At 26.9% G+C, this 13,882-nt stretch carries 13 protein-coding genes; 11 read left to right on the top strand and 2 right to left on the bottom strand.

All coding sequences use genetic code 11. The annotated features are described in order from the left end of the window. Positions 1-140: 140 nt before the first annotated feature. The 11 genes from gatE to MBFIL_RS05270 all read left to right on the top strand — a co-directional run bounded on the left by gatE (position 141) and on the right by MBFIL_RS05270 (position 11,717). Complete coding sequence (gene gatE / locus MBFIL_RS05220; protein ID WP_066972123.1) at positions 141-2,072, top strand: Glu-tRNA(Gln) amidotransferase subunit GatE; 1,932 nt, start codon at positions 141-143, stop codon at positions 2,070-2,072. Between the two features lie 37 nt (positions 2,073-2,109). Next, entirely contained in the window at positions 2,110-3,048 is a 939-nt protein-coding gene (locus MBFIL_RS05225; protein WP_281192509.1) for an NAD(P)/FAD-dependent oxidoreductase, read from the top strand. A 471-nt stretch (positions 3,049-3,519) separates the two neighbouring features. After that, positions 3,520-4,092: a GMP synthase subunit A gene (locus MBFIL_RS05230; protein WP_066972127.1), complete on the top strand. Its 573-nt coding sequence runs from the start codon at positions 3,520-3,522 to the stop codon at positions 4,090-4,092. A 368-nt stretch (positions 4,093-4,460) separates the two neighbouring features. Next, positions 4,461-4,730: a hypothetical protein gene (locus MBFIL_RS05235; protein ID WP_066972129.1), complete on the top strand. Its 270-nt coding sequence runs from the start codon at positions 4,461-4,463 to the stop codon at positions 4,728-4,730. A gap of 650 nt (positions 4,731-5,380) precedes the next feature. Next, positions 5,381-6,307 (top strand): glutamine-hydrolyzing GMP synthase, encoded by a 927-nt coding sequence (gene guaA, locus MBFIL_RS05240; protein ID WP_066972131.1) that lies wholly within the window; start codon positions 5,381-5,383, stop codon positions 6,305-6,307. Between the two features lie 185 nt (positions 6,308-6,492). Beyond that, positions 6,493-7,221 carry a DUF4234 domain-containing protein gene (locus tag MBFIL_RS05245; protein ID WP_066972133.1) on the top strand — a complete coding sequence of 243 codons (729 nt, stop codon included), beginning with the start codon at positions 6,493-6,495 and terminating at the stop codon, positions 7,219-7,221. Positions 7,222-7,250: 29 nt separating this feature from the next. Continuing rightward, positions 7,251-7,595, top strand: a complete 345-nt coding sequence (locus MBFIL_RS05250) for a hypothetical protein (protein WP_066972135.1) — start codon at positions 7,251-7,253, stop codon at positions 7,593-7,595. Between the two features lie 398 nt (positions 7,596-7,993). Then, entirely contained in the window at positions 7,994-8,896 is a 903-nt protein-coding gene (locus MBFIL_RS05255; RefSeq protein WP_066972137.1) for a putative glycoside hydrolase, read from the top strand. 62 nt (positions 8,897-8,958) lie between these two features. Then, positions 8,959-10,143 (top strand): Nre family DNA repair protein, encoded by a 1,185-nt coding sequence (locus MBFIL_RS05260; RefSeq protein WP_066972141.1) that lies wholly within the window; start codon positions 8,959-8,961, stop codon positions 10,141-10,143. Positions 10,144-10,206: 63 nt separating this feature from the next. After that, entirely contained in the window at positions 10,207-11,211 is a 1,005-nt protein-coding gene (locus tag MBFIL_RS05265; protein WP_066972143.1) for a DegT/DnrJ/EryC1/StrS family aminotransferase, read from the top strand. Positions 11,212-11,315: 104 nt separating this feature from the next. Continuing rightward, a complete protein-coding gene (locus tag MBFIL_RS05270) occupies positions 11,316-11,717 on the top strand; it encodes a hypothetical protein (protein WP_066972145.1) in 402 nt (133 codons plus the stop codon). A gap of 56 nt (positions 11,718-11,773) precedes the next feature. Here the strand turns inward: MBFIL_RS05270 and cgi121 are convergent, their stop codons facing one another. Next, complete coding sequence (gene cgi121, locus MBFIL_RS05275) at positions 11,774-12,334, bottom strand: KEOPS complex subunit Cgi121 (protein ID WP_066972146.1); 561 nt, start codon at positions 12,332-12,334, stop codon at positions 11,774-11,776. An 11-nt stretch (positions 12,335-12,345) separates the two neighbouring features. Next, positions 12,346-13,830, bottom strand: coding sequence for a (R)-citramalate synthase (locus MBFIL_RS05280; RefSeq protein WP_066972148.1), 1,485 nt, complete (start codon positions 13,828-13,830; stop codon positions 12,346-12,348). Positions 13,831-13,882: the final 52 nt, after the last annotated feature.

The raw sequence follows: 13,882 nt of genomic DNA on the forward strand, positions 1-13,882 counted from the left end.
TTCGAAATTTAAGAAATAAATTAAGTAGTATTATCTATAATTACATTTAAAATTAATAATCACCATTATTTTATTATAAATATTGCAATTAGTATTACTAATAATATTATCATTAATTATTATCATATACAGGTGTGTTAATGAATTGGAACGAATTAGGACTTAAAATGGGATTAGAAGTTCATCAACAACTAAATACAAAAAATAAGCTATTTTGCCCATGTCCCACTGAACTTATAAATGAAGAAGTCGATACATACATTAAACGAATCTTAAGACCTACACAAAGTGAATTAGGTCAAATAGATAGAGCTGCACTTCAAGAATCAAAAAGAAATTTAAAATTTGATTATGAACTATATTATAATCAGACATGTTTAGTAGAAACTGATGATGAACCCCCACATGATTTAAATGAAGAAGCACTTGATTTAGCTATTACTTTAGCTTCTCTTTTAAATATGAGCATTGTAGATGAAGTTCATACAATGAGAAAACAAGTAATTGACGGCAGTAATACTGGAGGCTTTCAAAGAACATCTTTAATAGCTACATCAGGTCATTTAGAAACAGAAAATGGAAAAGTAGTAATTGAAAATTTATGTTTAGAAGAAGATGCTGCAAGAAGAGTGAATAATGATAAAATAAGTAATGATAAAATAGATAATGATAAATTAGACAATGAAGAGAAGTACACTCATTTTCGTCTTGATAGATTAGGTATTCCACTTGTTGAAATCACAACAGACCCCTCAATTCATGACCCTGAGCAAGTTAAAGAAGTAGCATACATGATTGGGCAAGTTTTAAGAAGTACAAATGTTAAAAGAGGTTTAGGAACAATAAGACAAGATTTAAATATCTCAATAGCGAAAGGAGCTCGTGTTGAAATCAAAGGAGTTCAAGATCTTGATTTAATCCCAAAAATGGCAGAGCTTGAAGTTGAAAGACAATTAAACCTTGTAAAAATAAAAGAACACTTGGAAAAAAATAATGCTGAAGTTTTAGAAAAAATTCATGATTTAACTGAGTTATTTGCAAATACCTCTTCAAAAATAATAAAATCTGCAGAAACTGTAAAAGGAATTGTATTAAAAGGTTTCAATGGAATTATAGGATTGGAAGTTCAAAAAGGAAGAAGATTTGGAACTGAACTTTCAAGTTATGCTAAAAAAAGAGGAGTTTCTGGAATATTCCATACTGATGAGCTACCTGCATACAGTATAGAATCAAATGAAGTAGAAAAAATGAAAAAGCATCTGAATATCTCACCAGAAGATGCAATAATCATAGTAGCTCATGACAATGATACTGCAACAGCTGCACTTGAAGAAGTAATTAAAAGAGCTAAAATGGCATTTGATGGAGTTGTAGAAGAAACAAGAAAAGCATTAAAAGAAGGAACCAGTGAATACATGAGACCTCTTCCAACATCTAATAGAATGTATCTTGAAACCGATATTCCATTATTTAAAATAGATGAAAATAAAATAATAGATATTAAAAACAATTTACCTGAACTTCCAGAAGCTAAAAAAGAAAGAATAATTGAAAAATACAATTTAAGTGAAGACATAACTATCCAATTAGTCAGACGACAAAATGTAGAAGAATTTGAAAAAATAAAATCAGAAGTAGATATTGATTCCACAGTTTTAGGGTCATTTTTAGCTTACAATTTACGAGAACTTAAAAGAGAAGGAATTAATACAAAAATAATAACTACAAATGATTTAATAACTACATTTAAATTATTAGAAGAAAATAAAGTAAGTAAAGATGTTATTGTAGATATTATTAAAGAAATAGCTATTAGAAAAGATAAAAAACAAGATTCCCAAATAAACCCTGAAAACATTGCAAACGATTTAAATTTATTACTTTTAAGTGAAAAGAACATTGCAAATATAATCAAAAACATTGTCTTAAAAAACGAAGATATGGTTAAAGAAAGACAATTAGGTGCAATGGGTCCTTTAATGGGAATGTCTATGAAACAACTAAAAGGAAAAGCTGATGGCCATATAGTTAACAAAATTTTAAAAGAAGAAATTAATAACTTGATTAAATAAAAAATGCAATTAATTAAAATAGAATGCATATAATGCAATAACTAAATTAACAGATATAGGATGGATTAAAATGAACAGCTATGACATAATAATTATAGGTGCAGGACCTGCAGGATTAACAGCAGGAATATATGCTGGAAGACAAGGACACAAAACTTTGCTTATAGATAAAGGAATATGTGGAGGTTTAGGACTTGAAGTACCATCAATGGAAAATTATCCAGGGTTTGAAATAATAGCTGGCATGAGTTTAGTTAGTAAAATGAAAAAGCAAGCTGAAAAATATATAGAAATCCAAGAAAATGAAGAAGTTTTAAAAATAACAAAAACAGAAAATGGTTTTGAAATCAAAACAGTGAAAGATAGCTATTATGCACGATCAATTATTATTGCAACAGGAACCAAACATAAAAAGCTAAATATTCCTGGAGAAGAAGAATTTAAAGGAAAAGGCGTTAGTTTCTGTGCAACATGTGATGGACTACTTTATAAAGACAAGGAAGTTATTGTAGTTGGAGGAGGAAACAGTGCTCTTCAAGAAGGAATATTTTTAAGTAATGTTGGAGCAGATGTTACAATTGTACATAGAAGAGATGAATTTAGAGCAGAAGCAAATCTACAAGAAAAAATCAAGCAAAAAGGAATAAAAACAATATTAAACTCACAAATAAAAGAAATAAATGGAAAAAACTTTGTAGAATCTGTAACATTACTCAATAAAGACGGAACTGAAAAAGAAGTCCAAACAAATGGAGTTTTTATAAGTATTGGATTTAATCCATGTAAAAGTATAGTTAATAATATAGGAATCAAAAAAGATGATAGAGAACACATAATAACTGATAAAGAACAAAAAACAAATGTAAAATACACTTATGCTGCAGGAGACATAACTGGAGGATTAAAACAATGGGTGGTTGCATGTGGCGAAGGTGCAATTGCAGCTACATCAGCATATAATGATTTAGAAAAATAAAAATATAAAAAATAGAAATAATAAAAATAATAAAAATAATAAAAAATAAATAAGAAATAATAAATAATAAATAATAAATAAGAAATAATAAATAATATAAATAAAGTGTTTATTCTAAAATTCTAATAATTACCTGTTTAAATAGTCATTATCTTGTAAAAACAAGTAAACTACATAAGCAATTACCAAAACAACAATTACTGGTAAAAGCCACATGAAAACCTCAAATACAAGAACTGCTATAAGTATAGCAATTATTATATATATAACATTTTTAAGTTCCATACTATTAATATAATAGGATATAATATATAAAAATATAGTATACTTCAATTATATTATTTGCAAATACCTGGTTTATAAATAATTTAAATATTAAAAAATTACAAAGTATAATTTATAATAGTATAATTCGTAACTTGAAAATCAACCATATAATAGGAAATTGAAGTTAATAGGAAAGTAAATAAAATGACAACATTAATTATTAATAATAAAGGTCAATACAACCATAGAATCTTAAGGACATTAAAATATCTAAAAATACCTGTAGAATTAGTTTCAAATGAACTTGAAATAGGTGAAATTCTTGCTAAAAAACCTGTAGGTTTGATTTTAGGTGGAGGTCCATCAATTGAAGGTGCTGGAAACTGTGAAAAATATATTAAGGAATTAGATATCCCAATACTTGGAATATGCTTAGGTCATCAGTTAATAGCTAAAACATTTGGTGGAAAAATAGCTACCGCAACATCTGAAAGCTATGCTCAAATAAACATTGATGTAATTGAAGAAAATGAAATATTTAAAGAATTACCTGAGAACTTAGAAGTATGGACATCACACAAAGATGAAGTACATGAATTAACAGACGATTTTAAAATACTTGCTACATCAAAAATATGTAAATTTGAAGCTATCAAACATAAAGATAAACCTATTTATGGTATTCAATTCCATCCAGAAGTTCATCACACACCTAAAGGTGAAAAGATATTTGAAAACTTCTACAATTTCTGTAAAAATTATAAAAATGAAAATTAGATAATATTAGAGATTTTTTAATACTAATATTAAATAATATTAAAGATTAAATAACGGAAAATTATTAATAATTTAGTCAATAATAACAAAATATTTAAAATATTAAAGTAATATTTATACTATTGTCATGACTATTTAATTTTAAATATTTATATATTATTAATTTCATACCATATAGCTAAAATAAAGAAAATTAAAGCTTAATTAAAAAGATAACGAAATATTTAAAACCATAATATTAAATTGTCATGACACTATTATAATAATAATCATGCATAAATCAATATAATTAAAATAATAATTAATAAAATTAAATTAAATTAAAATTAAATTAAAATTAGAGGATATGAAACCAAGGAGATCATAATATGGAAGATTTAATTGAATTATTAAAAACTAAAGCTGTTGAAAACAAACAAGGGATAAAAAAGGAAGGATTAACTGTTACTATTGGTGATGATGAACAGAAGTTCAGAATCTCTGGAATTGGAGAAAAAGCTGTGAAGATTGAAAAATATGTTAAATATGATGAAATAATTGAAGTTACCGAAGGTGGAAACGATAACGGATTAGAAGCAGCTATTAAAGAAGTAATTGAAGAATACGAACCCGAAATTCCAGAAGAAAGTGAAGAATGAATAGTTCTAGATTTATTTAAATAAATTAATATCTTTTTTTAATAAGATATTCAATTATAGAATTAACTATTAATCAATTAAATAATTGAATATATAAAGTAACCCAATAATAAAATTATAACAACTAATGCAAGCCATTTAAAAAGTTTATATGAGATATAAGCAATTACAATAGCTACTAAAATTATTAATATTTGTTCTATTATCATATAATATATTATTGTTTTTGATAAATATATAATTTAATAAATATTCTTTTAAACAATTCTTATTTTTAAAGTTTAATTATGTCTTACAAATGATTTGTATATAAAACAAACTTTAAAAACAAAAAATCAAAGATTTCTCTAAATTTCAATCATGAAATAAAAATTAAGAAATGAAAAATTTTAAAAAATCTTTTTTCTAACTTTTAAAATCTGTAATTTAAAAGAAAGACCTTCTAACTTAATAAATTAAGTTTTGTCATATGCGGTTCATAAAATAAGCATTATAAACATGAAAAATGTTTTTATTGCTTAAATTGATACAAGACTAAGTTAAATTCTTATATTAAAGAGTCTATTTTCTGCTTAAATTTCGATAAATATAATAGCAAAGTTAAACAATCATTATATAATTAATTACATCAACAAATCTAAGGTGAATCAATGTTAAATCCTAAGGATTTTATAAAAGAAACTATAAAAAAAATAAAAGATGAGATTAAAGATGAAAAAGCTATTATTGCTCTTTCTGGAGGAGTAGATAGTTCAGTTTGTTCAGTTCTTGTTAAAGAAGCTATTGAAGATAATTTAATAGCTATTTTTGTTGATCATGGATTACTTAGAGAAGGAGAGGTAGAAGAAGTTTGTGGCATCTTTGAAGAAAGATTAAACTTTAAATATGTTGATGCAAGCGAAGAATTCTTAGCATCCCTTGAAGGTGTTGAAGATCCTGAGGAAAAAAGGAAAATCATCGGAAAAATATTTATTGATGTTTTTGAAAGAGAAGCTGAAAAGATTCAAGCAAAATTTTTGATTCAAGGAACAATAGCTCCTGATTGGATTGAAAGTGAAGGAAAAATAAAATCACACCACAATTTAGCATTACCTGGAGGAATGGTTTTAAATCTTGTAGAACCTATTAGAGATTTATATAAAGATGAAGTAAGAGAAATAGGTGCTAAACTTGGTCTTCCAAATAAATTAATTAGCAGACAACCATTCCCAGGACCTGGGCTTGCTGTTAGAATAATAGGACCACTTACAAAAGAAAAAATAGCTATTTGTAAAAGAGCAAATAAAATTGTTAGTGATGAAGTTGAAAATTCAGGATTTAACAAAGAATTATGGCAATATTTTGCAATTTTAACAGACAGTAAAGTTACAGGTGTTAAAGGAGACCAAAGAGACTTTGGTTATTTAGTAGTTGTAAGAATGGTCTCATCAATAGATGCAATGACTGCAACAGTTCCAGAAATACCATGGGAATTAATTAGAACAATTTCAAGAAGAATTACATCAGAAGTTAGTGAAGTCACACATGTATCATTATCTATAAGTGACAAACCCCCAAGTACGATAGAATTTGCTTAAAAAACCCAAACTTTTAAAAAAAAGTTTGATCGAAGCTATTTTAAAAAATAAGCAACTCAAAGATAAACAAATGTTTTTACTAACCTGAAATTATAAATAAAACAATAAATTAAAAACATTAAGACACTCAAAACAACACGACCAATAAAGTAATAATAAAAATAGTAACTAAGGTTTGTATCAAAATGATAAATAATAATAAATATTGTAGTCATTGTGGAAAAGTAATACCTTACGATGCTAAAAGGTGTATGTACTGTGACAGTTATGTTGGAAATGTTAATAATCCATGTAATCAAGCACAAATAATTAATGATCATGAATTAAATAAGCATTACAAACAAAATAATTATAATTCACCCAATAATCCTCAACAACAGATGAAACATACATCTATGACACATTCTAATTATCATCGTGTTGAATATTCAAAAGTACTTCCTTTAAGCAAATATTTTTTATTAATGGTATTAACATGTGGACTCTATAACATTTATTGGTTTTATAAAAACTTAAAATATATAAAAAATTATCATGATGAAGATATATCTGTAGGTCTTCGTACATTCTGTTTTTGTTTTGTACCCATAGCGGGTTTACTTGTGTTTTATGAGTTTTTAGATGATATGAATCACTATGCTAAGTCAAAAGGATTAGAAACTTACTCATCTGGACTTCAACTTCTTGGAATCATATTAAGTAATTTTTTCGTGTTAATACCATTATATCCTTGGTTTTTCATGAATATTCAGGAAACAATAAACGAATATTGGAGATTAGAAGAACCAAATTTACCTATTAAAAGAAGTTTTAGTAGTGGTGAATTTATTGTTCTAATAGTTGGAGGAATTATAACATTAATATTTTATTATATGTTCTTTATAGCAGCGATGGGTGCATTACAAAATATGTGAAAAACTGAGTCATTATATTAAGTGAAAAAATGAATTCAAAAAAGAATAATAATAATAATAATTTAAAAAGCACTAAAACAAGATTGAGTAGAGGTCATGAAGTAATAATACAATGGCCAATAGGAAAAGAAGATGTTTACGCAGATACAAGAGAAATAGCTGACGAAAGTAGACCATGTACAAAATGTGGGCAAATGCCCACTTCAGAAGGACATGACTCATGTATAGGGTATGTTGAAGGAGCAGATTATGTTTGTTGTGGTCATGGAAAAGAACATGGAATTATTATGCTTAAAAATGGAAGAAACATAATTTTGGTTAATGATGATTGTGAAAAACGAATTAAAAAAATAGATATTTATTATGAGGATTAAATACTCAATTATTAAATCAAAATAAAACAATGTCTTTAATAAATAAACTAATTTTATGATAATATTTTATTATTACAATATAAAACATGCACATTAAACATATTAAACCAAAAAATTAATAATTTGTACACTGATTTCGCAAAATAGAAAATTTTGCAAAATCTCCCATAAGTACCTAAATCAGTTTTTATGGCTTCAAAAAGGATTTTGAAAAAATTTTTTATTTTTTCGAAATCAGTGTTAAATTATACACTGATTTCGCAAAATAGAAAATTTTGCAAAATCTCCCATAAGTACCTAAATCAGTTTTTATGGCTTCAAAAAGGATTTTGAAAAAATTTTTTATTTTTTCGAAATCAGTGTTAAATTATAATTTAAAAATATACTTTAATGATATAATGATAAAACTTAGCAAACAACAAAAAATTATAATAATTGTGATAATAGTTATTATAATCCTATTAACTATCACTATTTCAAATTTAATCAATAAAAACAATATTGAAAATGGTATTTGGGTAAACGGAAACCATATGAAAGAAGTTGACCTAAACAAATTATCAAAGTATGGTATTAAAAATATTTTTCTACATTCAAGTGCAATTGATAAATATTATAGTGAAAAAGAAGTAACAGAATGGGTAAAAAAAGCAAAGGAAAAGAACATTACTGTACATATATGGGTCCAATGCTTTTATTCCGATGGAAAATGGATTAATCCCATCGACACAAATAAAAAAGATTTCAATTATGATTATTTCAACAAAAAAATCAGAGAAATAGATAGATATATTAATATTCCAGAAATTGGAGGAATACAATTAGATTATATCCGCTATCCAGGAAATGCTTACAAATATGACTACCATAATGGTGTAAATGGAATAACTGCAGTAAATAAATTTGTTTCTATGGTTAGTGGAAGTATTAACAATAAAAATATAACCTTGTCTGTAGCAGTTATGCCTGAACTTGAAAGTACTAAGTATTATGGACAAGATATAGGTGCATTATCTCAATATGTAGATGTTATTGTTCCAATGGCATATACAGGTAACTATAATCAAAATGAAACCTGGATTAAAGATATATCTTCATATTTCAAAGGAAAATCAGGATTTGCTAATGTATGTGTTGGACTTCAAGTTTACGTTGATGACACTGACACAAGTTCGTTAAGTGCAGAAAAGTTAAAAAGAAACTCACAAGCTGCATTAGATGGTGGTGCTAATGGAGTCGCATTATTTAACTGGGAATTTTTAGATAATTGGTTTGATATGAATACACTTAAAAATAATTAAGAAAAACTGTAAACTAATATCAACTGATTAAAAATTAGATATATTATATGCAGGAATTAATTATGATAGAATCTAAAAATGCTTATTTAAAAAAGCTTACAGATAAAATACAGATGAAATCTGTTAAAGTAGGTAAAGATTTAGATGGAAGTACTCCACCATCAGTTTTTATTGGAAGATGGAGCTATCCTAAGGTTTATGCTGGACCGATGATGGTTCCAGAACATGGAGACACTTATATAATGGATTCTCCAGAATCATGGATTGGTGAAAACAAAACACAGGAAGACATAATTAAATATCGTCTAAATCTTGTTCGAGGAAAACAATTAATTGGAATTAAAGATTTAGAAAATCCATTTATTGAAAAACTTCAAGATATTTCGCTTGCATCAAAATCAATTGACAGCGAAGCATCATTTGGAAAAAATCCAAGAGGGAGAAGTTTAACTGAAGATAGTACCCCACATGGTCCAAGTGCAGTAATAAAAAAATTTGATATAGATGCTGTTAGATGGGACAAACAACTAGAAAAAAGCTTTTATGATACTGACCTTAAAGCAACTGGTGCAGTAATGAATTTACATGATAAAGATGTTGCATTCTCAGCAATACAAAAAGCATTTTCAGTTGGAGCCTTTGGACTTAAAGAGAACAGGAAGTTAGTACCTACACGATGGTCAATTACAGCTTGCGACAGTTCAATAGCCAACACATTATTAAAAGAAGTTAGACATTACCCTATTTTAGATAGCTATCGAGTATATGAATTTGAAAGTCTTAAAAATTACTATGGAGTCATTTTACTTCCAATTGAATGGCAATATGAATGGATGGAGGCGTTCATACAAATTCTAGGTAAAGAAGAAATGATTTTCTCAGACTATGAAACAAATACTGATAAAAAAGAATATTCAAAAGTAGGAGGCTGTTTCTATACCTGCAAAATGGCAGTATTAGACCATTTAAACAAAGAAAAAAGGCAAGCTGGAGCAATAGTGCTTAGAGAAGCTTATGAAGGTTATGTTCCTCTTGGAGTATTCAATGTTCGTGAAAATGTTAAATATGCATTAGAAGGAAAATACAAAGAATTTGAAGATTTAAAAGAATCTTTAAAATATTTAGGAACAAAATTAAAAATACCAATAAACAAATATGTAAAACAAGGTGATCTTTTAAAAGAATTGCTTCAATCAAGACAAACCACCTTAGATAATTTCTTTAAAAAACCTGAAAAATACCAATAAATAGAATATAAGGGAATATAATTAGATTAATTTATATAATTACATTAATTACTTGAGGACAATATGAATTTACTATACAAAAAACCATCACCTCAGACTATTGAGGCTATGAAAAAAGTCATAGACAATATAAATAGTAATGGAGATAAAAATAAAAGTAATAACAATGATATTAACTACATTACTGAAGCAGAAAACAAAATAAAGTCTGAAACTGGACATGCCCACAGCACTATTGTAAATAGTGGAAATTCTGCAATTATGATAGCTATGAATGGAATTGAAGGTCCCATTTTAATACCAGATCAAGGAGCTTGGCATGGTTTTAAACAAATAGCTAAATTTTTAAATAAAGAAATAATTATATTTAAAACAGATAAAGGATTAATCAACCAAGAAATATTAGAAGAAATAGCTATTAAAAATAATACACTTGAAAATTCTGGGATGTTTATAACAAGCTTTGCAGGTTATACTGCTGAGCAACCAATGAATAAAATAGCTAAATGGTGTAAAAATCAAGGAATTATAGTTGTTGAAGATGCTTCAGGTTCAATAACTGATAGTGAAAAAAAATTAGCTAATGGAAAATATAGTGATATTATTGTTGGTTCCACAGGATCACCTAAAATAATTAATGTTGGTAGTGGAGGATTTATCACAACTAACAATGAAAAAATACTTGAAAAATCAAAAATACTTCTTAAAATATCTAAAAATAGTGAAATAATAGCTAAAGGAATAAGTACTGAAATAGATTTTGGAAGTAATAATCTAAAAAAAACTATTGAATCTACAAAATATATTAAAGATAATTTAGATAATATTATTCATCCTGATAAAAGAGGAATAAATGTAACAATAGCTAATTCCAATCCATTTAAAATATCTAAAAATTTAAAATCACAGCTTAATGTCAATGGAAAATCAATGATAACTCTTTGTCCAAATTACAATAGAATTAAAGAAAAAGCAATAGCCATTGAAATTAAAAATCTTAGTATTGAATCATTAACAGACAACAATTTAAATCAAATAATAGAAATTATAAAAAAAGAAATTCAGTAAAATCAGAAGTTAAACACCAATAAAATCCAAACAGCTAATAAAATTAGTATAGAGGTGTTAAAATAATTTGTATAGCGTTAAATAAAGAAAAATGCCAAAAGCACATGGAAGAGTTAGGTAATTTAGAAGATTATATACCTTACAGATTATATTTCACCTTAAGACGAATCTTAAAAAACAAAGAATTCACTAAAAAAATAAACAAAAATAATCCAAACTCACGAACAAAAGGTAAACAAGATATGCTTGATTTTAAAGTAGCACTAAAAGAATCAAAAAATTCTAAAGAGTTAGATAAAGCAGTTTATGTGTCTAAAATCATTTCACCCTATAATTTCTTTAAAAAACATGCTGAATTTGAAGATATAATTAGCTATCTAATATACACAAAAGACTGGGAAAAAGAATATATCAATGAAAAATGTCCATTATGGAGTAAAAAACTTGTTAAAACTAATGAAAATGATATTAATCCTAATAAATTAAAAAATTTGGAATTTATGTGAAACAAAATAAAAACAGGATAATAATAATAATAATAATAATAATAGCGATATAATAATTATATTTCACTAATCAATACAGTAGTTCTATCAATTAGAATTGATGAAATATTAGAAATTTCATTAGTTTTAGTAGTTGATACATACATAGAGTTGAGTTCTTTTGATGAAATATTGTAAATGTCTTTTAATATTGAATCATTAGGAGCTAAAACACTATCATCACGAGTGAAATATCTGGATAATTCATCGATAAAATAATCTGGACAGTTTATCAGAACAGCACATAAATCCATTTCACCTTTTTTCAAACCAAAAATTTCTAAAGCTTTTGAAATTTGTCTGACTCCTGCAGTTCTAAGACATATTTCAATACCTAAGTTATTAGCTATATTTTCTCCTCTTTCGAAAGCATTCATTCCATGAAGGATTCCATGTTCAATATGAATAATTCCTGCAATTGCTTTGGCATCCATTAACTGAATTATACATCCATCACAACAGTTATATATTATATCATTAACTAATTCAAGAGTTTCATTGATGTTTTCTATTTTTCCTTTAAATCCGACTATTTCTAGAGAGTCTGATACACTACTTAATATTTTTACAGCCTCCACAATTGAATAATTTAATCATTAGAATCAACTTCAAGTAATCTATTTACACCACTTAAATAAGCATCTACACTTGCATTAATAATATCTGGTTGTGTGCTTCTTGCAGAGATTATTTTATCACCTAAACGTAATTTTAAAATAACATCAATAAGAGCATTAGTTCCTCCAGTTATTGCATCAACATGGTACTCTTCAAGTTCTATATCTGCAACATCAGCTATTCCTTTTTTAACTGCACCGATTGCTGCATCAACTGGACCTACTCCAACACTAGCTTCTAAAATATCTTTATCCTCAATTTTAAGTTTTATTGAAGCTGTTGGTATGACCTTATTTCCAGATACTATTGAAAGTTCTTCTAATTTAATTTTATCATTTTTCTCAATTTCAAGAACCTCATCAGCAATAGCTTGGAGATCAACATCAGTTACACATTTACCTAAATCACCAAGATATTTAACTTTATTAAATATTTCATTAAATTGCACTTGAGTATAATTAAATTTAGAATCATCTAATCTTTGTTTTAATCCTTTTGATCCAATATGCTTTCCTAAAACAAATTTTCTCTTATGACCTACAGTTTCAGGAGTTATTGGTTCATAGGTAGAGCTATTTTTTATTATTCCGTCTGCATGAATTCCAGATTCATGGGCAAAAGCATTTTCTCCAACAATAGCTTTGTTAGGTTGGAGATAAACTCCAGTTAAACGAGCAACCATTCTAGATACAGAATAAAGCTGATTTATTTTAATATCTGTCTGATAGTCATTATATAAATTATCAAGTGAAACTACAACCTCTTCAAGTGAAGCATTTCCAGCCCTTTCACCTATCCCATTGATTGTTGAGTGAAATTGTGATGCTCCTGCTTTAATAGCTGACAATGTATTTGCTACAGCTAAACCAAAGTCGTTATGACAATGCACACTTAATGGAACATCAAGAGTACTTAATTTACTGTAGAAATCATAAGATTTATCAGGAGTAAGGATCCCAACAGTATCACAAGCACATAATCTATCCACCCCAATAGAAATCCCTTCTTCAAAGACTTTTATTAAAAAGTCCATATCTGTGCGGGTTGCATCTTCAGCAGAAAGTTCAACCTTTAGTCCATGGTCTATAGCATATTGAGCAGTTTCAATTGCTTGATTTAATACTTCTTCTTTTGTTTTTTTAAGTTTTTGTTCAATATGTAAATTAGAAGTTGGAACAACAAGATGAATGCTATCAACATCACATTCTAAAGCTGCATCAACATCACCTTTTATTGTACGTGTAAAACTACAGATTTCTGCATTTAAATCTTCAGAAGTAATTGTTTTAATAGCTATTCTCTCACCTTTAGATGTTATTGCTGATCCTGCTTCAATAATATTAACACCAAGTTCATCTAATTTACTAGCTATTCTCAATTTTTCACTACTTGTAAGTGAAACTCCAGGTGTTTGCTCACCATCTCTTAATGTTGTATCTAATACATTGATTTTCAATTAATCCCCTCCTAATACAATTATTAATAAAATAACTAATATTTATAATACC

It is taken from the genome of Methanobrevibacter filiformis, assembly GCF_001639265.1.
In the GTDB taxonomy this organism is placed as follows: Archaea; Methanobacteriota; Methanobacteria; order Methanobacteriales; family Methanobacteriaceae; genus Methanacia; species Methanacia filiformis.

What these genes read in the sequence shown, in the direction of transcription:
- MBFIL_RS05270 (WP_066972145.1), top strand. Translation starts at nt 11,316, where the DNA reads ATGGAAGAGTTAGGTAATTTAGAAGATTATATACCTTACAGATTATAT.
- MBFIL_RS05260 (WP_066972141.1), top strand. Translation starts at nt 8,959, where the DNA reads ATGATAGAATCTAAAAATGCTTATTTAAAAAAGCTTACAGATAAAATA.
- MBFIL_RS05265 (WP_066972143.1), top strand. Translation starts at nt 10,207, where the DNA reads ATGAATTTACTATACAAAAAACCATCACCTCAGACTATTGAGGCTATG.
- MBFIL_RS05250 (WP_066972135.1), top strand. Translation starts at nt 7,251, where the DNA reads ATGAATTCAAAAAAGAATAATAATAATAATAATTTAAAAAGCACTAAA.
- MBFIL_RS05245 (WP_066972133.1), top strand. Translation starts at nt 6,493, where the DNA reads ATGATAAATAATAATAAATATTGTAGTCATTGTGGAAAAGTAATACCT.
- MBFIL_RS05235 (WP_066972129.1), top strand. Translation starts at nt 4,461, where the DNA reads ATGGAAGATTTAATTGAATTATTAAAAACTAAAGCTGTTGAAAACAAA.
- MBFIL_RS05255 (WP_066972137.1), top strand. Translation starts at nt 7,994, where the DNA reads ATGATAAAACTTAGCAAACAACAAAAAATTATAATAATTGTGATAATA.
- gatE (WP_066972123.1), top strand. Translation starts at nt 141, where the DNA reads ATGAATTGGAACGAATTAGGACTTAAAATGGGATTAGAAGTTCATCAA.
- guaA (WP_066972131.1), top strand. Translation starts at nt 5,381, where the DNA reads ATGTTAAATCCTAAGGATTTTATAAAAGAAACTATAAAAAAAATAAAA.
- MBFIL_RS05230 (WP_066972127.1), top strand. Translation starts at nt 3,520, where the DNA reads ATGACAACATTAATTATTAATAATAAAGGTCAATACAACCATAGAATC.